Genomic DNA, 19,995 nt, shown 5'->3' on the forward strand with positions numbered 1-19,995 from the left:
CGGACGTCAATGATGGGAGTGCCTGCGGGGTGACTCGAGACCATCCTGTGGGTAGGAAAGAGAAGATGTCGGTAGTTCTTCGTTTCATCGCGGCCTTGTGGGCCGCGCTTTTTCTTGGCGGATTCGCGGGTCTGGCGCTTGCGGCAGATCAAGCGTCTGGGGCCAGGGCGCAGGAGCGCGGCACGCATCAGGCCTATGAGGCCCACCTGCCCGATGACCTGGCCACGGCGCCGGAGCTGTGCGCGAAGCTGGACTGCGCGGCGGTGTTCCCGGGCGCGGTGAGCTTCTCGCCGCGCAAGGGGCAGCCGCCTTATGTCGAGGCCTATGGCCCGGCGCAGCACGGCGAGGCCCATGGCCCGCTGCTGGGCTATGTGATGCTGTCCACCGACATCACCGACACCCCCGCCTACTCCGGCAAGCCCGTGGTCACGCTGATCGGCATGGACCGCGAGGGCCGCTATGTGGGCGTCAAGGTGCTCAAGCATTCCGAGCCCATCCTGCTGCTGGGCATCCCCGAGGCGGCACTGGTCAACTTCAACCATCAGTACGTGGGCAAGTCGGTGCGGGACAAGATCGAGGTCGGCCCCTCGCGCCCCGAGGAACAGGTGCTGGGCGTGGACGCCATCTCTGGCGCCACCGTCACCGTCATCGCGCAGAACCAGGTGATGCAGCTATCCGGCAGCGCCGTCGCGCGCCAGGTGGGCCTGATCGCGCCGGTGCACCGGGAGCCGCTGAAGGCGATCGAGTCCGGCACGAAGTACAGCTGGGCGCAACTGGTCAAGCTGGGCGCCGTGCAGCGCCTGCAGGTGCGGCCGGAACAGGTCGGCCTGGACCGAAGCCCCGAGCCCTTCATCGAACTCTGGTTTGGTGACCTCAACCACCCGGACCTCGGCCGCAGCCTGCTGGGCGCGACCGGCTACGAGAACCTGCGCAGCCGACTCAAGGCCCATGAGCAGGCCTTCTTCATCATCCGCACCGCCGGGGCCGAGTCTTTCAAGGGCTCGGGCTTTGTGCGCGGCGGCATCTATGACCGCGTGCAGGTGCGCCAGGGCGCCGAGTCCTTCACCTTCCGCGACCTGGACTACCTCAACCTCTACGGCCTGGAGGCGGCCGGCGCGCCGACCTACACCGAGTCCGCCATCTTCATCGTCCGCGCGCCCAGCTTTTCGGCGGCCTACCCCTGGAAGCTGGCCTTCCTGGGCAACCGCGTGGACCGCGCCACGGGCCAGCGCAGCTTTGCCAACTTCGAGGCCAGGTACTGGCTGCCCGCCGAGCTGCTACAGGGTGGCCGCCCCGAGGTGGAAGAGGACGACGCCCCCTGGCGCCGCGTCTGGAAGGCACGCGCCCCCGGCATCGCCGCTTTCATCGCGCTGCTGCTGGGCGTGACCGTGGTCTATGCCCTGCGCGAGCGCCTCACCCGTCGCGCCACGCACCGCAACAAGTGGCCGGTCAATGTCTTCAAGTACAGCGCCTGGGCCCTGTCCATCAGCTTCGTGGGCTTTGGCGTGATGGCCCAGCCTTCGATCACCCAGGTGCTGACCTGGTTCCATGCGCTGCTGTTCCAGTGGACCTGGTCGCTGTTCCTTTCCGACCCCTTCATCTTCGTCTTCTGGATCTTCATCATCCTGACCGTCTTCCTCTTCGGGCGCGGCCTGTTCTGCGGCTGGATGTGCCCGTTTGGCTCGCTGTCTGAGGCGCTGTACAAGGTGGGCGGCAAGCTGGGGCTGAAGCGCTGGCAGCGCCGCGTGCCGCAAGGCGTGCATGACCGGCTCAAGTGGCTCAAGTACGGGATCTTCTTCGGCCTGTTGGCGGTGTCCATGGTGTCCATGAGCACGGCCGAGATGCTGGCCGAGGTGGAGCCCTTCAAGACGACCTTCCTCGTCGGCATCCTGAACCGCGCCTGGCCCTATGGCCTCTTCGTTTGCACGCTGCTGGGCGTCTCGCTCTTCGTGGAGCGGCCCTATTGCAAGTACATCTGCCCCCTGGGCGCCGCCCTGGCCATGCCCAGTACCTTCCGCTGGTTCGGCCTGCGCCGCAAGATGGACTGCAACAGCTGCAAGGCCTGCGCCGTGGGCTGTGGCGCCCAGGCCATCGACGCCGCCGGCCGCATCGACCACCGCGAGTGCCTGCACTGCCTGGACTGCATGGTGCTCTACACCGACACCGCCGGCTGCCCGCCCCTGGCCCGTGAGCGCAAGCGCCGCGAGCGCGACGGCTTGGCTGTCACACCCATCGGCCGCGACGGCTACTTCATCCCCATCACCCCGGAGCCGCCCGCGCTGCCGGCCAAGGTCGCGCAGGGGCCTGACCCGCGCATGCCCACCGAGCCCCACCTCCCGCCGCACAAGGCCGATGCCCGCGGCCTGCGCTGGCTGCTGCTGGAGCTGCGCGACCACCTCTGGCCCTGGAGCCCGCAAAGCCTGCGCGGCCCGCGCGCCCTGCTGCTGGCCGGCGCGGCCCTCGCCCTGGCCGCCAGCGTGGCCTGGGTGCTGGCCGCCACCGGGCGCCTGTCCGGGCCGGCGCTGATCCTGTGGTGGTTCGGCTGGAGCGTCTACGAGGTGCTGATCCGCCTGCAGGGCCGCCGCTACGTCAAGGACGGCCCCTGGTGGCAGGCCCACTACCGCCGCGCCAGCGTGATGGACATGCTCAGCTACGTGGGCTTCAAGAACCTGCTGCTGGGTGCTTGTCTCTTCCTGCTGCTCAAGGCGACGGGAGTGCTGCTGCCATGAGGCCACCCACGGCACGGCTGATCGCGGCAGGGCTGCACCTGGTGCTGGGCCTGGCGCTCGGCACCGCCGCCTGGTCCGCCACCTGGCGGGTCAAACCCGGCGAGGCCATCCAGCCGGTGCTGGACCGGGCCGCTGCGGGCGATGTAGTAGAGATCGAGCGGGCCTTCCATGACGAATCGCTGCGCATCGCCAAGCCCCTGACCCTGCGCGGCCTGAACCGGCCCACCATCAGCGGCGGCCGGCGCGGCGACACCCTCCGCGTCACGGCGCCCGATGTGCGCATCGAAGGGCTGATCGTGCGCGACAGCGGGCACAGTCTCAAGGACCAGCACGCCGGCATCTACCTGGCGCCCGGCTCTCACCGCGCCGTGGTGAAGGACTGCGAGCTGGTCTACAACCTCTTCGGCCTGTGGATCGAGAAGGCCGATGGCGTTCGCGTCGAGCGCAACAACATCACCGGCCTGCGCGACCTCAACACCTCGCAGCGCGGCAATGGCGTGCAGCTCTACAACACGCAGGGCGCGCGCATCCTCGGCAATCGCATCAGCTTCGTGCGGGACGCGCTCTACGTGGACGTCTCCCACCACGCCGAGTTCAAGGGCAACGAGCTGCACCACAGCCGCTACGGCACCCACTACATGAACTCCTACTACAACCTGTGGGAGGGCAATGACAGCCATCACAACCGCGGCGGTCTGGCCCTGATGGAAGTGCGCGACCAGACCGTGCGCAACAACCGCACCTGGGCCAACACCGACCACGGCATCATGCTGCGCACCCTGCAGGACTCGGTCATCGAGGGCAATGTGGTGGTGGGCAACGGCCGCGGCTTCTTCATCTACGACGTCGAGTACGCCACGCTGCGAGGCAACCTGGTGCTCGACAACGCCGTGGGCGTGCACCTCAGCGCTGGCTCCACCCGCAACACCGTGCAGGGCAATGACTTCATCGGCAACCGCGAGCAGGTCCGCTATGTGGGCAGCCGTGACGAGGCCTGGGGTGACGGCAAGCGCAGCCAGGGCCAGGGCAACCACTGGAGCAACTACCAGGGCTGGGACCGCGACGGCGACGGCCTGGGCGACCTGCCCTACGAAGCCAATGACGTGGTCGACCGCCTGCAGTACCGACACCCGGCCATGGCCCTGCTCAGCGGCAGCCCAGCCGTGCAGGCCCTGCGCGTGCTGGGTCAGCAGTTCCCCGTGCTGCGCGTGCCCAGCGTCGTCGACGCTGCCCCGCGCATGACCCCCCATCACCGCGACTGGAGTACCTGGCGTGACAAGCTCGCACAATGACAGCGAGGCCGTGCTGCAACTGCGCGGCCTCTGCAAGCACTACGGTACCGGCCCCACCCTTCTGAAGGCGCTGGATGGCGTGGACCTGGACGTGCCCGCCGGGCGGCTCTTCGGCCTCATCGGCCACAACGGCGCGGGCAAGAGCACGCTGTTCAAGCTGCTGCTGGGCCTGATTCGCCCCACGGCCGGCAGCCTGCACGTGCTGGGCGAGCCGGTGGATGGCCCGCGCTTTCGCGAGCTGCGCCGCCAGCTGGGCTACCTGCCGGAGAACCTGGTGCTCTACGACAACCTCAGCGGCCTGGAAACCCTGCAGTTCTTTGCCCGCCTCAAGGGAGCCTCGCCAGCCCAATGCGAGGGCCTGCTCGAGCAAGTCGGCCTGGCCGCCGCGAGCCGGCGCGCTGTGCGCGAATACTCCAAGGGCATGCGCCAGCGCCTGGGCTTTGCGCAGGCCCTGCTGGGCGAGCCCAGGCTCCTGCTGCTTGACGAGCCCACCACCGGCCTGGACCCCGCCGCCATCCGCGACTTCTACCTGCAGCTGGACGCCCTGCGCGCCCGCGGCGTGACCCTGGTCATCAGCTCCCACATCCTGGCCGAGCTGCAGGGCCGCGTGGATGCCCTGGCCATGCTCAGCGCAGGCCGGCTCAAGGCGCAAGGTACGGTGCAGTTCCTTCGCGAACGTTCGACCATGCCTCTGCGCATCGTGGTGTGCGGCACGCCGGCCCAGATGGACGCCCTGCCCCAGCAGCTGTCAGGCCTCATGGACCGCCTCCAGCTGCACCGCGAAACCCCGCTGCAGTCCTGCCTGCGCTGCCCCCGCGAGCTGAAGATGCCCCTGCTGCAGCGCCTGTCCGCGCTGGCGCTGGCGGACCTCGGCATCCATGAGCCCAGCCTGGAAGACGTTTACTTCGAACTGAGGGAGGCCGCATGAGCCTCGGACTGCAATGGCATGCGCTGGCCACCCTGGCCGGCAAGGAATTCCGCGATCGCCTGCGTAACCGCTGGGTGCTGGCCGTGGCCCTGGTCTTCACGGCCTTCTCGCTGGCCATCACCTACTTCGGCAGCGCCGCGCAGGGCGTGGTGGGGCCGCGTTCCATCGAGCTGACCATCGCCAGCCTGGTGAGCCTGGTGATCTACCTGATCCCGCTGATCGCCCTGCTGCTGGGCTTTGACGCCATCGTGGGCGAGCGCGAGCGCGGCTCCCTGGACCTGCTGCTGGCCCATCCGCTGACCCGGCTGGAGCTGCTGCTGGGCAAGTACCTGGGCCTGGCCGCGGCGCTGAGCCTGTCCACGCTGATCGGCTTCGCGCTGGTGGGTGTCCTGCTGTGGCAGCGCTTTGGGCCGGCCGGGCTCTATCACTACAGCGGCTTTGTGCTCAGCTCCGTCTTGCTGGGCCTGGCCTTCCTGAGCCTGGCCCTGCTCATCTCGGTGCTGGCGCGGGACCGCACCCGGGCCTCGGGCCTGGCCATCAGCCTGTGGTTCGTGCTGGTGCTGGTCTTCGACCTGGCACTGATGGGCCTGCTGGTGGCCAGCCAGGGTCAGGTGGGTGGTGAGGCCCTGGCCTACGTACTGCTGCTGAACCCGGCGGACCTTTTCCGCATCCTCAACGTCTTTGCGCTGGACGACGTCCGGCGCCTCTATGGCCTGGCGGCGGTGGTGCCGCCCAGCCTGGGCCAGCCCTGGCTGCTGGCCTGCGCCATGCTGGGCTGGATCCTCGCCCCGCTGGCCCTTGCCTCCTGGAGATTCAAGCCATGAACGCCCCCCTCGATACACTGCCTGCCCTGACCCGCCGTCAGAGCCTCGCCCTTGGCCTGCTGGGTCTGGGCGGCCTTGTCAGCACCTTGAGCGCCTGCGGCCGCCAGGACGGGGCGCCGCCTGCGCCCAGCGAGATCGTTGCCGGCCTCAGCTGCGACCTGGACGGCATGCTGCTGGCCGACTACCCGGGGCCCAAGGGCCAGATCCTCTACGCGGGCGAGACCCGGCCGCAGTGGTTCTGCGACACGGTGGAGCTTTTCAACGTGCTGCTCAAGCCCGAGCAGCAGCGCGCCGTGCGCATCGCCTACACCCAGGACATGGCGCGGGCGGACTGGGAGATCCCGCGCGGCCACTGGTTCGACGTGCGCCAGGGCTTCTACGTGCTGGGCAGCAAGCGCCAGGGCTCCATGGGCCCCACCATCGCCAGCTTCAGGGAGCGGGCCGCGGCCCAGGCCTTTGCCCAGAACTTCGGCGGCAAGGTGCTGGCCTTCGCCGCGCTAAAGCCAGACATGGTGGATCTCAGCGGCGGCGCCCAGCAGGACAGCCGCATGTGAGCCCGCCATGAGCGCCGGCCCCCCGTCGATCTGCCACGGCCGCCGCGGCGGCGTTTTCGCGCTGCTGGGAGGCCTGGCCCTGGCCGCCAGCTATGCCGCCTGCGGCAGCAGGGAAGGCCGCTGGGGTCAGGTCTTGCCTCAGGATGACGTCTGCCGCGTCGCGCCTTTGCAGACCTGGTCCCCCGCCCTGGGCCAGGATCCGCTGGCCGCGCGCCTGCCGCCGCCGGATGCCCGCTGCCCCGTCTGCGGCATGTACCCCGCCCGCCAGCCGCGCTGGGCCTGCCAGCTGATCTACCGCGACGGCGCTGCGCATTTCTTTGACGCGGCCCTGGACCTGCTGCTCTACCTCCAGCATCCCGGCCGCCATGCCCCTGGCTATGGACCTCAGGACATCGCACGGCTGTACCTGCGCGATGCCGGCAGTGCCGACAGCCCCTGGATCGCCGCGCAAGACGCCACCCTGCTGCTGGACAGCGCCGGGCCCGGCTCTGCCGGCAGCCCCATGCGCCGTGGCGCCCTGCCCGCCTTTGCTGATGCGGCGCAGGCCCGCAGGCTGCAGGCGGCCCAGGGGGGTGAGCTGTGGTCCTGGGCGCAGCTGCGGGCACTGGACCCCGCGCAGTGGCCGCACTCGCTGCGCGGCCTGGGTCCGCATCACGGACAGCAGCGCGTCGGGCGCCCCACCGCATCGCCCCGCAGCCGCGGCGACAACTGAGCAGCACCTGCTCCGCAGACCCAGCCACGGCTCGCCCAGGTCGCCCCGGCTCGCCCAGGTCGCCCATGTCGCCCATGTCGCCCTTGTACCCGACAGCCCCCTCAGGAGCGCGCTACAGCCCCCGCGGCAGGCAGCCTAGCGGCCGCAGGGCGCTTGAGCGCGGCGACGCAGCTCCTGTTCGGCAGGGTCCTTGGCGCGATCCTCGCGGCCATCCCTGGCCCCGGTCAGCAGCTGGCGAGCGGCCGCCATGCCCGCCACCTCCCCGATGACCAGCACGGCCGGCGAGCCCAGCCCCTGCGCGGCCAGCAGCGAGGGCAGCGCCGCGAGGGACGACCAGGCCTGGCGCTGCTGCGGCGTGTGCGCTGCGCAGACCACCGCGGCCGGCGTGTCGGCGCCCAGGCCGCCAGCCATCAGGGCCGCCACGATCTCGGCGCAGCGGCTCACGCCCATGTAGATGACCAGGGTGAGGCCTGATCGGGCCAGGGCGGCCCAGTCCGGCGCACGGCCGCCCTCGCCGTTGTGCCCCGTCACCAGGGCCACCCCCGGCGCGCAGCGGCGGTCCGTCACGGCGATGCCCACGCTGCTCGGGCCGGCCAGGCCCGCGCTGAGGCCGTTGATCACCTCGACCTCGATGCCTGCCGCCTGCAGCGCATCCATTTCCTCGCCGCCGCGGCCGAAGATGAAGGGGTCGCCGCCCTTGAGCCGCACCACGCGCAGGCCCTGGCGTGCCGAGCGGATCATCAGGCCATGGATGAAGCCTTGCTCCGTGGACGCGCAGCCGCCGCGCTTGCCCACCTGGAGCACCCGGGTATGAGCGGGCAGCTCAGCCAGGATGCGGCGGTCCACCAGCTCGTCCACCAGCACCAGTTCGGCCTGCATCAGCCGGGCCCAGGCCTTGCGCGTCATCAGCTCGGGGTCGCCCGGGCCGGCGCCCACCAGGCTGACGCGGCCTGTGGGCCGGGACTGTGGGTTCATGGCGAAGTCTCCAGTGAAGAAGGGGCTGCCTGCACCAGGCGGCGCAGCTGCGGAAGGCAGGAGCCGCACTGGGTGCCGCAGCGCAGGGCGGACTGCAAGTCCTCCAGACGGGCGCCTGGGGTCAGGTCTTGACACTGCCCCAGCCGCGCTTGGATCTGCGCCTCGCGCACGCCCAGGCAGTGGCAGACCACCGGGCTGGCGGGGGCGCTGGCAACGCCGGACTGCGGAGCCAGCAGCTGGCGTCCCAGGCCTGCCACGGGGCGGCCTTCGCGCCACCAGGCATCGAGCCAGGCGCCATCGCCGTCGCCCTGACCTGCGCGGGTCTCGCCGACGCGCAGCCAGGACTGCAGGCGCGCCTCGGTGCCCTCGCCCTGCAGGCGCAGCAGTCGCAGATGGCCGCGGCGGCCGTCGGCATAGCGAAGGGCGCCGGGCGCGTGAAGGTCCAGGGAACGGCTCAGGCCCTGGATCCAGGCATCGGCCGGTGCCTGGGCGAAGGCCGCTTCCAGCAGCCAGCCTGTCTGGCCACGCACGGTGCCGGCCACCGGCACGCAGCAGGCATAGCCGGCCTCGCGCCCCAGGGCCAGCAAGGCCTGGTGCAGGGCCTCCGCTTGCGCATCGGGCACGTAGGCCGCTCCGAGCACACGCCAGGGCAAGGCCAGGCGCTGCAGACCAACGGTGGCGTACTTCAGCTCCGGCTGGCCTGCGTCCGGGCAGGTGGCGGACTGACTCAGGGCATTGACGCCCGCCAGGGCCGCCCCGTGCGCATCACGACCCAGCAGGTATTCGCTGCCCCAGTGCATGGGCAGCCAGGCCTGGCGCCGGCCCAGTTGCGCATCGGCCGCCAGCTTCACATGCAGGCGGCCGCGGGCCGAGTCCACCGCGGCCAGCTCACCCTCGGCAAACCCAAGGCGCGCCAGTTCATCGGGGTGCAGGCCCAGTCGGGGCTCCGGGGCACTCGCGAACAGGGACGGCACCGTGCCGCTGCGGCTGAGGCTGTGCCACTGGTCTCGCAGTCGCCCGGTGGAGAGCTGCAGCGGCCGCTCGACGCTGGGCCACTCGACCGGCGGGCGCCAGCTGATGGGCTGGAAGCGGGCCCGGCCCGAGGGCGTCGCGAAGCGCCGATCGAGGTAGAGCCGGGCCTGCCCTTCGCTCGCACCCTCCGGACAGGGCCACTGCTGCGGCGCCAGCTCCAGCCGCTCGTAGCTGAGCCCGCCGATGTCCAGATCACGGCCCCGGGTCGCCTCCCGGTGCTCCAGCCAGGCCTGCTCGGGGCTGTCCCAGGCAAAGAGGCTGGACCGGCCCGGCCGCAGCGCGGGCTCCAGGCGCCGGGCCAGGTCGCGCACGATCTGCCAGTCGCTACGGGCCTCGCCCGGCGGGGGCACGGCCGCCCGCACGCGGCTGATGCGACGCTCGCTGTTGGTCACGGTGCCCTCTTTCTCGCCCCAGGTCGCGGCCGGTAGCAGCACGTGGGCGAACTCGGCGGTGGCGCTGCCGGTGAAGGCATCCTGGAGCACCACCAGCTCGCAGCGCTGCAGGGCGGCGCGCACCAAGGACTGGTGCGGCAGGGACTGGGCCGGGTCGGTGCAGGCGATCCACAAGGCCTTGATCTCGCCGGCCGCTGCGGCCTCGAACATCTCGACGGCGGTCTTGCCGGGGCCGGCGGGGATGCCTTCGACGCCCCACAGCGCAGCCACTTCGGCGCGGTCGCTGGCGGAGGCGGGGTCACGGTGGCCGGGCAGCAGCGTGGCCATGCCGCCCGCCTCGCGCCCGCCCATGGCATTGGGCTGGCCGGTCAGCGAGAAGGGCCCGCAGCCCGGCCGGCCGATCTGAGCGCTGGCCAGGTGCAGCTGGATCAGGGCCTGGTTCTTGTCGGTGCCGGCGCTGCTCTGGTTCAAGCCCATGCAGTAGAGCGAGAGCGTGGCCGGGCTCTGCGCGAAGAGCCGCGCCGCCTCGATGATCTGCGCCTCCGGCAGGTCGCAGAGCTGGGCGGCGCGGGCCGGCGTCATGGCCTGCACCTGCGCGCGAACGGTCTCGAAGCCCTCGGTGTGCGCGGCGATGAAGTCCTGGCGTATCCAGCCCTGCCAGATCATCTGGTGCAGCATGGCCTGGAACAGGGCGACGTCGCTGCCCGGGCGCAGGGCCAGGTGCAGGTCGGCGAACTCGGCGGTCTCTGTGCGGCGCGGGTCGACGACGACGATGCGCAGGGCCGGATTGGCGGCCTTGGCCGCCTCGATGCGCCGGAACAGGATGGGATGCGCCCAGGCAGTGTTGGAGCCGGCGATGAAGAGGCAGCCGGCCTGCTCGATGTCCTCGTAGCTGCAGGGAGGCGCGTCGGCGCCCAGGGCCTTCTTGTAGCCGGCCACGGCCGAGCTCATGCACAGGCGCGAGTTGCTGTCGATGTGCGGCGTGCCCCAGAGGCCGCGGGCCAGCTTGTTGAAGGCGTGATAGTCCTCGGTGAGCAGCTGGCCGGAGATGTAGAAGCCCAGGGCCTCGGGGCCGTGAGCCGCGCGCAAGGCCAGCAGGCGCTCGACCAGGCGCCGCTGGACGCCCTCCCAGCCCGGTTCCTGCCAGGCCTGCGCACGATCCTCGCGCCAGCGCGGCGCCAGCAGACGGCGGCTGGACAGCACCTCTGGGGTCGCCGTCAGGTGCAGGCTGGCGCCTTTGCTGCAGAGCCGGCCGAAGTTGGCCGGATGCTCCGGGTCGCCGCGCACGCCGGTGATGTGGCGACCCTCGCTCGCGATGATGAGGCCACAGCCCACGCCGCAGTAGGCACAGGTGCTTCGCGTCTCCATCATGGCTTCAGCAGCGGCGGCCGCAGGCGCTGGGAGCGATGGGCTCGGTGCCCAGGCTGGCCAGCTCGCTGGCCAGCAGCAAGACCTGACCCTCGACCAGCCTCACCTCGAAGCGCGGCGTGCGGCCTTCGTCCGGCTCGCGGGCGCAGCCGGTGCGCAGCTCGATAGTCCAGTGGTGAAGCGGGCAGGCCACGGCTTTGCCGAAGACCAGGCCCTGGCTCAGCGGGCCGCCCTGGTGCGGGCAGCGGTCCAGCAGGGCGTGGACCTCGTCGTCCGAGGTGCGGAACAGGGCCACGGGGGCGGCGTCCGGCAGCGCGGGGCGCTGGATGCGGCGCGAGCCCAGGGGCGGGATGTCGTCCAGGCGGCAGACGGCGATCCAGCCGTCGTTCGGGATCGTGTGCATGGTGGCTCCTCAGAGGGTTTCGAACTGGCGCAGGTCCACGCGCGCCTTGTCGTGCTCGAACCAGGGATCGGGTTCGTTCGCCAGCGCGGCCTGCAGCTCGGCCCACAGGGCCTGGCGCCCCGGGGCGTCCTCCAGGATGCGGCGGCGGATGTGGTCCATGCCAACGCGGGCCACGTAGTGCACGGTGCGCTCCAGGTACCAGCCCTCCAGACGGTAGAGCTGCAGGAAGGCGCCGCTGTACTCCAGCACCTCCTCGGCCGTGCGCAGCTTGCACAGGAAGGCGGCCACCTCGGTCTTGATGCCACCGTTGCCCGCGATATAGATCTCCCAGCCGGAGTCCACGCCGATGACGCCCACGTCCTTGATGCCGGCCTCGGCGCAGTTGCGCGGGCAGCCGCTGACGGCGATCTTGACCTTGTGCGGCGCGTACATGCGCCACAGCGCGCGCTCCAGGTCCTTGCCCATCTGCGTGGAATCCTGGGTGCCGAAGCGGCACCACTCGCTGCCCACGCAGGTCTTCACCGTGCGCAGGGCCTTGGCATAGGCATGGCCGCAGGGCATCCCCAAGTCCTGCCAGACGGCGGGCAGGTCCTCCTTCTTCACGCCCAGCAGGTCGATGCGCTGGCCGCCGGTGACCTTGACGGTGGGGATGGCGTACTTGTCCACCACGTCGGCAATGCGGCGCAGGTCGGCGGCCGTGGTCTCACCGCCCCACATGCGGGGAATCACGCTGTAGCTGCCGTCCTTCTGGATATTGGCGTGGCTGCGCTCGTTGATCAGGCGGGACTGCGGATCGTCCGCGGCCTCGTGCGGCCAGCTGCTGATCAGGTAGTAGTTGATCGCGGGGCGGCAGCTCGGGCAGCCGTCGGGGCTGCTCCACTCCAGGGTCTGCATGACCGAGGCGCGGCTCGTCAGGTGGCGGTCGCGGATGGCCTCGCGCACCTCCTGGTGGCTGAAGGCGGTACAGCCGCACATCGCTTTCTTGCGCGGCGTGGCCGAGTAATCCCCGCCCGCGGTGAACATGATCAGCTGCTCGACCAGGCCGGTGCAGGAGCCGCAGGAGGCGCTGGCCTTGGTGTGCTTGCGGACCTCCTCCAGCGTGAAGAGCCCCTTGTCCTTGATGGCCTTGCAGATGGCACCCTTGCTGACGCCATTGCAGCCGCAGACCTCGTCGCCGTCGGCCATGGCGGCGGCCTTGCTGTGGCCCTCGTGGCCGACGTCGCCGATATTGGACTCGCCGAACATCAGGCGCTCGCGGATGTCGGCGATGCTGCGGCCCTCGCGCAGCAGCTTGAAGTACCAGCTGCCGTCGACGGTGTCGCCGTAGAGGCAGGCGCCGACCAGCTTGTCGTCCTTGATGACCAGCTTCTTGTAGACCCCGGCGTGGGGATCGCTCATCAGGATCTCCTCACTGCCCTGCCCGCCCATGAAGTCCCCGGCGGAGAAGAGGTCGATGCCGGTGACCTTGAGCTTGGTGCTGGTCTGGCTGCCCTGATAGCGGCCGATGCCGAACTGCGCGAGATGCGTGGCGCAGACCTTGCCCTGCTCGAACAGCGGGGCCACGAGCCCGTAAGCGATGCCGCGGTGGGCCGCGCATTCACCCACGGCGTAGATGCGCGGATCGGTGACGGTCTGCAGGGTGTCGCTGACCACCACGCCGCGCTGGCACAACAGGCCGGCGGACTCGGCCAGGGCGGTGTTGGGGCGGATGCCCGCGGCCATCACCACCAGCTGGGCCGGGATGGCGCTGCCGTCCTTGAAGCGCACCTGGCTGACGCGGCCATGCTCATCGCCGATCAGGGCCTCGGTCTGCGTGCCCAGGCGGAACTTGAGGCCGCGCTGCACCAGGGACTCGCGCAGCAGGCTGCCCGCCTGCTCGTCCAGCTGGCGCTCCAGCAGCCAGTCGCCCAGGTGGACCACGGTAACGTCCATGCCACGCAGCATCAGGCCGTTGGCCGCCTCCAGGCCCAGCAGGCCGCCGCCGATGACCACGGCGTGACGGTAGCGGGTGGCGGCCTCGATCATGGCTTGCGTATCGGCGATGTCGCGGTAGGCGATCACGCCGTCCAGGTCCTTGCCGGGCACCGGCAGGATGAAGGGCGTGGAACCCGTGGCGATGAGCAGGCGGTCATAGGCGGCTTCGGTGCCATCGGCGGCGCGCACCACGCGGCGGCGGCGGTCGATCTCGGTGACCGTTTTGCCCAGGTGCAGGGTGATGCCGTGCTCCTCGTACCAGCTCAGGGGGTTGAGCACGATCTCATCCAGGGTCTGCTCGCCCGCCAGCACGGGCGAGAGCAGGATGCGGTTGTAGTTGGGGTGCGGCTCGGCGCCGAAGACGGTGATCTCGTACAGATCCGGCGCGATCTTCAGCAACTCTTCAAGAGTGCGGACACCGGCCATGCCGTTGCCCACCATCACCAGTTTCATCTTGTTCATGCGTGCTCCAGGCAAGACCTGACCCTGCCCGCGGCGAATGCAGGCATGCAGGTCTTTGAATCAGGTCTCAGGCTTCGATGGCGGCGTCTGCACCAGCCTTGACATGGCCGGCGTAGAGGAAGTCGATCACCGCCTTGCGGCACTGCAGGTAGACCGGGTCCTCGGCCAACTGCACCCGATCGCGCGGACGAGGCAGCGGCACGGGCTGGATGCTGGCCAGCGTCGCGGCGCGGCCCTCCGGCTTGGGCGGGCTCATCATCACGATGCGGTCCGACAGCAGCACGGCCTCGTCCACGTCATGGGTCACCATCAGCACCGTGCTGCGGGTGGTGGCCACGATCTTGAGCAGCTCGTCCTGCAGATGGGCGCGAGTCAGCGCATCGAGGGCGCCGAAGGGTTCGTCCATCAGCAGCACCTTGGGCTCCATGGCCAGGGCGCGGGCGATGCCCACGCGCTGCTTCATGCCGCCGGAGATTTCATGCGGTCGCTTGTAGGCCGCATGCGCCATGCCCACCAACTCCAGCGCGGCCTGGGCACGGGCCACCAGGCGCGGCCGGGCCTCTTTCGCGGCGAAGACGGTCTCCACGGCCAGCAGCACGTTGTCCAGGCAGCTGAGCCAGGGCAGCAGGGAATGGTTCTGGAAGACCACCGCGCGCTCGGGCCCGGGCCCGGCGATCTCGCGCTGGTCGCACAGCAGCGCGCCCTGGCTGGGCTTGAGCAGGCCGGCCACCAGGTTCAGCAGCGTGCTCTTGCCACAGCCGGAGTGGCCGATCAGGCTGATGAACTCGCCGCGTCGGATGTCCAGGTTGATGCCTTCCAGGGCCTTGAACGGGCCTTTGCGGGTCTTGTAGACCATGTCTACTTGTTGCACTTGAATGAACGGCGCCATTGCGTCCTCCTTGCAGAGGGCCCCATCGGGCCCGACACGTCCAGCAGAGCCCGTGGAACTGGCTCTGCCAGGCCACCGGGCGAGCCCCCTTGAGGTGGCCGGCGAAGCCGGTACGGGGTGGTCAATCCTCGAAAGTGAAACGCTTGGCCAGGGTGACCAAGGCGGTTTCCAGCAGCAGCCCCACGATGCCGATCACGAAGATGGCCACGATGATGTGCTGCACGTTCAGGTTGTTCCACTCGTCCCAGACCCAGAAGCCGATGCCCACGCCGCCGGTCAGCATCTCGGCCGCCACGATCACCAGCCAGGCCGTGCCCACCGAGAGGCGCACGCCCGTCAGCATGTAGGGCAGGACCGAGGGAAAGAGGATGCGCGTCAGCAGTTTCCACTCCGAGAGCTTCAGCACGCGGGCCACGTTCAGGTAGTCCTGCGGCACGCGCTGCACGCCCACCGCCGTGTTGACCACCATGGGCCAGATCGAGCAGATGAAGATGGTCCAGATGGCGGCCGGGTCCGCGCTCTTGAAGACCAGCAGGCCGATGGGCAGCCAGGCCAGGGGCGAGACCGGCTTGAGCAGGCTGATCAGGGGCGAGACCATGCGGCTGGCGAACTCGAAGCGCCCGATCACGAAGCCCAGCGGGATGCCCACCGCCGCCGCCAGGCCGAAGCCCAGGGCCACGCGCTGCAGCGAGTTCAGCACGTTCCAGCCTATGCCCACGTCGTTGGGCCCCTTGCGGTAGAAGGGATCGCTGAACAGCTGCACGGCCGAGTCCCAGGTCGCGGCCGGCGTGGGAATGGGGCCGCCCTTGAAGGTCAGCAGCGCCCACAGGCCGATGAGCAGGGCCAGGCCCAGCACCGGGGGCAGCATGCGGGCCAGCAGTGCCGAGAGGTCCAGGGGCTCGCGCGGGGCCCTGGGACGCTGCGGCAGCGGCTTGGCCAGCGGCGCAGCGGGGGTGGCATTCGCAGAGGCCTCGCCCGGGGAATGGAAGACGGCAGACACCATGGGAACTCCTTGAAGTCGATCGGAGCGTGTGAAGGGCTCAGGCCTTGAGCTTGAAGCCGTCGGCGTAGCGCGCGGGCTCCTTGCCGTCCCAGACCGTGCCGTCGATGAGCTTGCTGCTGCGCATCGGGTCCTTGGGCACGCTCACCTTGAGCTGCGAGGCGGCCTCGCGGTAGAGATCGACCTGGTTGATCTGCTTCGCCACCGCCAGGTAGTCCGGGTGCTCCTTGATCAGGCCCCAGCGCTTGTGCTGGGTGAGGAACCACATGCCATCGGAGAGGTAGGGGAAGTTCACCGCGCCGTCGTCGAAGAACTTCATGTGCCTGGGGTCGTCCCAGGTCTTGCCCAGGCCGTTCTGGTAGCGGCCCAGGATGCGCTGGTTGATGGCGTCGACGTTTGTGTTGACGTAGCTCTTGTCGGCAATGGTGTCGGCCATCTTCAGCTTGTTCTGCAGGCCGGCGTCTATCCAGCGGCCGGCCTCCAGCACGGCCATGATCACGGCGCGCGCGGTGTTGGGGTACTTCCTGACGAAGTCCCCGCTGGCGCCCAGCACCTTCTCGGGATGGTCGGGCCAGATCTCCTGGCTGGTGGCTGCGGTGATGCCGATGCCGTCCATGATGGCGCGGTGGTTCCAGGGCTCGCCCACGCAGTAGCCGTCCATATTGCCCACGCGCATGTTCGCCACCATCTGCGGCGGCGGCACGGTGATGACCTTGGCGCCGCCCCAGGGGTGCACGCCATGCGTGGCCAGCCAGTAGTAGAGCCACATGGCGTGCGTGCCCGTGGGAAAGGTGTGGGCGAAGCTGTACTCGCGCTTGTCGGTGGCCATCAGCTTGGCCAGCGAGGCACCGTCCACCGCACCCTTGTCGGCCAGCTTCTTCGACAGCGTGATGGCCTGCCCGTTGCGGTTGAGGGTCATCAGCACGGCCATGTCCTTCTTGGGGCCGGACACGCCCAGGTGCAGGCCGTAGACCAGGCCGTAGAGCACATGGGCCATGTCGAGGTCGCCGTTGACGAGCTTGTCCCGGACGCCGGCCCAGGAGGCCTCCTTGCTCGGGACGATGCGGATGCCGTACTTGCGGTCAAAACCCAGCACCGAGGCCATCACGACGGAGGCGCAATCGGTCAGCGGGATGAAGCCGATGCGGACCTCCTCCTTCTCGGGCTTGTCCGAGCCTGCGGCCCAGGCCTGGGGCAGGCTGAGGCTGGCGGCGGTGCCGACGGCGGCTCCCAGCATCTGGCGTCTCTCCTGGCTCATCAAACCCTCCTTGTGACTGCGGGACATGCGTGTACTCCTGATGGCTGAAAAACAAAAAAGGCGTCGCGACCTGCTGGCCACGCGCAAGGCTGCGCGGCTCAGGGGTCGGACGCCTTTGTCCGGGAACGTGAGGCCGATGCACTCGGCGGCTCGTCGAGGGCCACGCCTTTGTGGCCTTCATGAAGCATTCAGCAGGAAGCGTGCCAGGGCAGATCCACCGTATTCACGGCCTCATGCCGCCAGGTGTGGGGCCCAGATGCACCGCAACACACCCTTCGTGCATCGCCTTGGTGCGGCGGGGCCTCATGTGGGGCGCCTCATGTGGGGCGCCTCATGTGGGGCGCCTCAGGTGGGGCACCTCAGGTGGGGCACCTCAGGTGGGACGCAGGAGGGACTGCGCCTCAATGATGCGCGCCGCCAGCTCGGCCATGGGCAGCTTGCGGTCCATGGCCAGCTTGCGCAGGCGCTGGTAGGCGGCCTCCTCATCCAGGCCGGCCTCCTGCATCAGGATGCCCTTGGCCCGCTCGATGGTCTTGCGCGCGGCCAGCTGGGCCTGGGCGCGGTCCAGCTCCTGGCGCAGGGCCAGGTCTTGCTCGAAGCGGGCGATGGCCACCTGCAGCACCGGCGCCAGGCGCTGTGGCTGCAGGCCCGCAACCACATAGGCGCTGACGCCCGCCTGCAGGGCCCGCCGCATGGGCGCATCCGCCGGGTCTTCGGCAAAGACGACCACCGGGCGCGGCAGGGCGTCGTTGAGGGCGGCGAGGTTCTCCAGGGTGTCGCGCGTGGGCGACTCAGCGTTGACGATCACCACATCAGGCTGCAGGCGCTGCACGCAGTCGTGGATCAGGGCGGCGTTGTCCACGGTGCCCAGCACCTCGCAGCCCAGCTGCTGCAGCTCCTGACGCAGCAGCTGCGGGCTGGCCACGCCGTCCTCGATCAGCAGCACGCGTATGCCGCGCATGCCGGCCTGCCCTGTGCTTCCATGACTTTCCATGCCGACACACGGCGCAAGAAGCGTGCCGAGTCACTCTTGTGCGGGCTGGCTGCCTGGCGCCCAAATGCGTACAAGCCTTGGCGGGAGCCCGGCGGCATCATCCGCGGCACAGAACGTGGGCCCCATGCAGGCCCTCCGCCAAAGCGGCCCTCCTTGGTCGGAACCGCCAGAGAGGGGATCCCCCGTGCAGCACCGCGACCCGGTGCTGCGATGTCCTCTCTGACCTCCATGGAGACTGCTTTCATGTTTGCCCGACTCCTTGGCGCCGGCCTGCTGGCCGGCGCCCTTCTTTGCCCCCAGCCCGGCCACGCCGGCCCCACCAGCATTGCGCTCGGTGACATCGACAAGGGAACCTTCTGCTACAGCGAACCCCTGAACCTGCGCGCCGATGTCAGCGACATCAAGGCGGCGTTCACCGCCAGCAACTGGCTCTCGACCATCACCGGCGTCTACGGCCGGCGCTGGCCCAGCGGCAAGGCCCTTGCCCAGGCGCAGGCCAATGACCAGTACTTCAAGGGCTTCGTGGACACCAGCAGCTTCAACAAGCTGGCCGAGTCCCTCATGGTGGCCATCCACGAGGAGACCCATATGTGGGACCTCGACGGCAGCCGCACCCAGTGGAACAGCTTCACCTCCTCCTGGATCGACGACACGACGCAGTTCCTCAAGTTCCCGCTCTATGACGCGGACGGCGGCTTCCCCCGCAAGGAGATCCTCGCCCTGATCAAGGACGACGCGTCCTCGGACATGGACAATCTCTACCTCAAGGACAGCGCCCAGGGCGAGTACCACCTGCAGGGCGTGACGGCCGAGCTCAATGCCGGCCTGATGGGCCTGCCCGCCTCGCTGGCCGTGGCCGAGTTCATCGACGGCATAGGCGCGAGCAATGCCCGCGACATCGCGCTCACCAACCTCAGCTACCTGCAGCTCTACCTGCGCGTGGCCAAGTCCAGCCACGCAGGCTACTACGCCAAGCTCAAGAGCGACGCCACCTGGCGCAAGTACGTGCTGGTGCAGTTCCTGCGCACGGCCTACTTCATCACCCAGTCCGATGCCTACGCCGCCAAGCTCGGCAGCAGCAAGGTCCCTGCCCTGATCAAGCGGGTCTATGCGCCGGAGAACCTGGCCATCCTGGAAGACTTCAGCGGCTATAAGCTCCCCACCCGCATCAGCGACCACTGCATGGGGTCTGAGAACAACACCGCGCCCGTGATCAGCAGCCAGCCGCAGAACACGGTGGTGACGGCCGGCCAGAGCGCCAGCTTCAGCGTTGTCGCCAGTGGCGGCGGCCTGAGCTACCAGTGGCGCAAGAACGGCAGCAATGTGCCGGCCAACGGCAATGCCGCCACCTACAGCATCGCCAGCGCCCAGGCGGCCGATGCCGGTAGCTACAACGTGGTGGTCAGCAACAGCCTGGGCTCGGTCGCCAGCAGCGCGGCCAGCCTCACGGTCAATCCGGCGGCGGTGCAAGTGAGCCTCAGCCCGGCCAACGTCACGCTCAACATGGGCGCCACGCAGGCCTTCTCGGCCGTGGTCACCGGCAGCAACAACACGGCCGTCACATGGTCGGTGGTGGAGGCCGGCGGCGGCAGCATCAGCAGCAGCGGCCTCTACACGGCGCCGGCCAAGCTGGGCACCTATCACGTCAAGGCCACCAGCCTGGCCGATCCCAACCGCAGCGCGCAGGCCACCATCACGGTCAATGGCCCGACGGACTCCGGCACCACCGTCACCGGCACGCTCAGCGCCGGAGGCTCCGCGCGCCTGCCGGGCGGCAGTCCCGGCTGGTGGCAGGTCTCCAGCCGCTACAACTTCCGCTTCAACCTGACGGGGCCGAGCACCGCCGACTTCGATCTCTACCTCTACAAGTACGTGAACGGAAGCTGGACGGTCGTTGCCAAGTCCGAAGGTCCCACGTCGACCGAAGCCATCAGCTATGTGGGCGAGGCCGGCTACTACTACCTGCAGCTCAAGTCCTACTCGGGCAGCGGAAGCTACACCCTGAAATACTCGCTGTATCCTTGAAAATACAGTGATCAAGCCTGAACCTGGATCAACATTAACGCTTTATTTGTGCGGCATTCGGCCCCTGCCCTGACTTGCATACAAGCCATGCTCATCCGGGCAGTGCAAGATCACGGCAGCCAGACTCAGCGCCGTGAAGCCGCCGCCAAGCGATGAAGCGCCCAAGTCCTGGCTTGCTCTCTCT

Annotated in this window: 15 protein-coding genes; 7 read left to right on the forward strand and 8 right to left on the reverse strand. The window is 69.3% G+C overall.

Annotated elements, in window-relative coordinates; all coding sequences use genetic code 11:
- Positions 1 to 65 precede the first annotated feature (65 nt).
- Genes ACS5PK_RS12695 through ACS5PK_RS12720 form a run of 6 tightly spaced genes read left to right on the forward strand, consistent with a single transcriptional unit; the run spans position 66 to position 7,039 of the window.
- Positions 66 to 2,729 carry a 4Fe-4S binding protein gene (locus ACS5PK_RS12695; protein ID WP_439440614.1) on the forward strand — a complete coding sequence of 888 codons (2,664 nt, stop codon included), beginning with the start codon at positions 66 to 68 and terminating at the stop codon, positions 2,727 to 2,729.
- Positions 2,726 to 4,021, forward strand: a complete 1,296-nt coding sequence (locus ACS5PK_RS12700) for a nitrous oxide reductase family maturation protein NosD (protein ID WP_439440615.1) — start codon at positions 2,726 to 2,728, stop codon at positions 4,019 to 4,021. The genes ACS5PK_RS12695 and ACS5PK_RS12700 overlap by 4 nt, the downstream gene beginning before the upstream one ends.
- A complete protein-coding gene (locus ACS5PK_RS12705; protein ID WP_439440616.1) occupies positions 4,002 to 4,949 on the forward strand; it encodes an ABC transporter ATP-binding protein in 948 nt (315 codons plus the stop codon). Before ACS5PK_RS12700 ends, ACS5PK_RS12705 begins: the two co-directional genes overlap by 20 nt.
- On the forward strand, positions 4,946 to 5,773 hold the full coding sequence (locus tag ACS5PK_RS12710) for an ABC transporter permease (RefSeq protein ID WP_439440617.1): 828 nt from the start codon (positions 4,946 to 4,948) through the stop codon (positions 5,771 to 5,773). Before ACS5PK_RS12705 ends, ACS5PK_RS12710 begins: the two co-directional genes overlap by 4 nt.
- Positions 5,770 to 6,327 (forward strand): nitrous oxide reductase accessory protein NosL, encoded by a 558-nt coding sequence (locus ACS5PK_RS12715; protein ID WP_439440618.1) that lies wholly within the window; start codon positions 5,770 to 5,772, stop codon positions 6,325 to 6,327. Before ACS5PK_RS12710 ends, ACS5PK_RS12715 begins: the two co-directional genes overlap by 4 nt.
- A gap of 7 nt (positions 6,328 to 6,334) precedes the next feature.
- The gene (locus ACS5PK_RS12720; RefSeq protein ID WP_439440619.1) at positions 6,335 to 7,039 is read left to right on the forward strand and encodes a nitrous oxide reductase accessory protein NosL; all 705 of its coding nucleotides are present in this window, start codon (positions 6,335 to 6,337) and stop codon (positions 7,037 to 7,039) included.
- Positions 7,040 to 7,174: 135 nt separating this feature from the next.
- Here the strand turns inward: ACS5PK_RS12720 and cobA are convergent, their stop codons facing one another.
- The 8 genes from cobA to ACS5PK_RS12760 all read right to left on the reverse strand — a co-directional run bounded on the left by cobA (position 7,175) and on the right by ACS5PK_RS12760 (position 17,753).
- Positions 7,175 to 8,014: a uroporphyrinogen-III C-methyltransferase gene (gene cobA / locus ACS5PK_RS12725; protein ID WP_439440620.1), complete on the reverse strand. Its 840-nt coding sequence runs from the start codon at positions 8,012 to 8,014 to the stop codon at positions 7,175 to 7,177.
- The gene (locus ACS5PK_RS12730; protein ID WP_439440621.1) at positions 8,011 to 10,809 is read right to left on the reverse strand and encodes a nitrate reductase; all 2,799 of its coding nucleotides are present in this window, start codon (positions 10,807 to 10,809) and stop codon (positions 8,011 to 8,013) included. Before ACS5PK_RS12730 ends, cobA begins: the two co-directional genes overlap by 4 nt.
- Before the next feature lie 4 nt (positions 10,810 to 10,813).
- Positions 10,814 to 11,209 (reverse strand): nitrite reductase small subunit NirD, encoded by a 396-nt coding sequence (nirD, locus tag ACS5PK_RS12735; protein ID WP_439440622.1) that lies wholly within the window; start codon positions 11,207 to 11,209, stop codon positions 10,814 to 10,816.
- Positions 11,210 to 11,218: 9 nt separating this feature from the next.
- Positions 11,219 to 13,645: a nitrite reductase large subunit NirB gene (nirB, locus tag ACS5PK_RS12740; protein WP_439440623.1), complete on the reverse strand. Its 2,427-nt coding sequence runs from the start codon at positions 13,643 to 13,645 to the stop codon at positions 11,219 to 11,221.
- Between the two features lie 67 nt (positions 13,646 to 13,712).
- On the reverse strand, positions 13,713 to 14,534 hold the full coding sequence (locus ACS5PK_RS12745; protein WP_439440624.1) for an ABC transporter ATP-binding protein: 822 nt from the start codon (positions 14,532 to 14,534) through the stop codon (positions 13,713 to 13,715).
- 121 nt (positions 14,535 to 14,655) lie between these two features.
- A complete protein-coding gene (ntrB, locus tag ACS5PK_RS12750; RefSeq protein ID WP_439440625.1) occupies positions 14,656 to 15,537 on the reverse strand; it encodes a nitrate ABC transporter permease in 882 nt (293 codons plus the stop codon).
- A 37-nt stretch (positions 15,538 to 15,574) separates the two neighbouring features.
- Positions 15,575 to 16,771: a CmpA/NrtA family ABC transporter substrate-binding protein gene (locus ACS5PK_RS12755; protein ID WP_439440759.1), complete on the reverse strand. Its 1,197-nt coding sequence runs from the start codon at positions 16,769 to 16,771 to the stop codon at positions 15,575 to 15,577.
- A 394-nt stretch (positions 16,772 to 17,165) separates the two neighbouring features.
- A complete protein-coding gene (locus ACS5PK_RS12760) occupies positions 17,166 to 17,753 on the reverse strand; it encodes an ANTAR domain-containing response regulator (protein WP_439440626.1) in 588 nt (195 codons plus the stop codon).
- 276 nt (positions 17,754 to 18,029) lie between these two features.
- Here ACS5PK_RS12760 and ACS5PK_RS12765 point away from each other — a divergent pair, with 276 nt between their 5' ends.
- Positions 18,030 to 19,811 (forward strand): immunoglobulin domain-containing protein, encoded by a 1,782-nt coding sequence (locus tag ACS5PK_RS12765; RefSeq protein ID WP_439440627.1) that lies wholly within the window; start codon positions 18,030 to 18,032, stop codon positions 19,809 to 19,811.
- Positions 19,812 to 19,995: the final 184 nt, after the last annotated feature.

This window comes from Roseateles sp. DB2, assembly GCF_051857535.1.
Taxonomy (GTDB): Bacteria; Pseudomonadota; Gammaproteobacteria; order Burkholderiales; family Burkholderiaceae_C; genus Roseateles_B.

Coding starts and splice junctions, on each gene's coding strand:
- ACS5PK_RS12695 (WP_439440614.1), top strand. CDS start 66: ATGTCGGTAGTTCTTCGTTTCATCGCGGCCTTGTGGGCCGCGCTTTTT.
- ACS5PK_RS12700 (WP_439440615.1), top strand. CDS start 2,726: ATGAGGCCACCCACGGCACGGCTGATCGCGGCAGGGCTGCACCTGGTG.
- ACS5PK_RS12710 (WP_439440617.1), top strand. CDS start 4,946: ATGAGCCTCGGACTGCAATGGCATGCGCTGGCCACCCTGGCCGGCAAG.
- ACS5PK_RS12715 (WP_439440618.1), top strand. CDS start 5,770: ATGAACGCCCCCCTCGATACACTGCCTGCCCTGACCCGCCGTCAGAGC.
- ACS5PK_RS12720 (WP_439440619.1), top strand. CDS start 6,335: ATGAGCGCCGGCCCCCCGTCGATCTGCCACGGCCGCCGCGGCGGCGTT.
- cobA (WP_439440620.1), bottom strand. CDS start 8,014: ATGAACCCACAGTCCCGGCCCACAGGCCGCGTCAGCCTGGTGGGCGCC.
- ACS5PK_RS12730 (WP_439440621.1), bottom strand. CDS start 10,809: ATGATGGAGACGCGAAGCACCTGTGCCTACTGCGGCGTGGGCTGTGGC.
- nirD (WP_439440622.1), bottom strand. CDS start 11,209: ATGCACACGATCCCGAACGACGGCTGGATCGCCGTCTGCCGCCTGGAC.
- nirB (WP_439440623.1), bottom strand. CDS start 13,645: ATGAACAAGATGAAACTGGTGATGGTGGGCAACGGCATGGCCGGTGTC.
- ACS5PK_RS12745 (WP_439440624.1), bottom strand. CDS start 14,534: ATGGCGCCGTTCATTCAAGTGCAACAAGTAGACATGGTCTACAAGACC.
- ntrB (WP_439440625.1), bottom strand. CDS start 15,537: ATGGTGTCTGCCGTCTTCCATTCCCCGGGCGAGGCCTCTGCGAATGCC.
- ACS5PK_RS12755 (WP_439440759.1), bottom strand. CDS start 16,771: ATGCTGGGAGCCGCCGTCGGCACCGCCGCCAGCCTCAGCCTGCCCCAG.
- ACS5PK_RS12760 (WP_439440626.1), bottom strand. CDS start 17,753: ATGCGCGGCATACGCGTGCTGCTGATCGAGGACGGCGTGGCCAGCCCG.
- ACS5PK_RS12765 (WP_439440627.1), top strand. CDS start 18,030: ATGTTTGCCCGACTCCTTGGCGCCGGCCTGCTGGCCGGCGCCCTTCTT.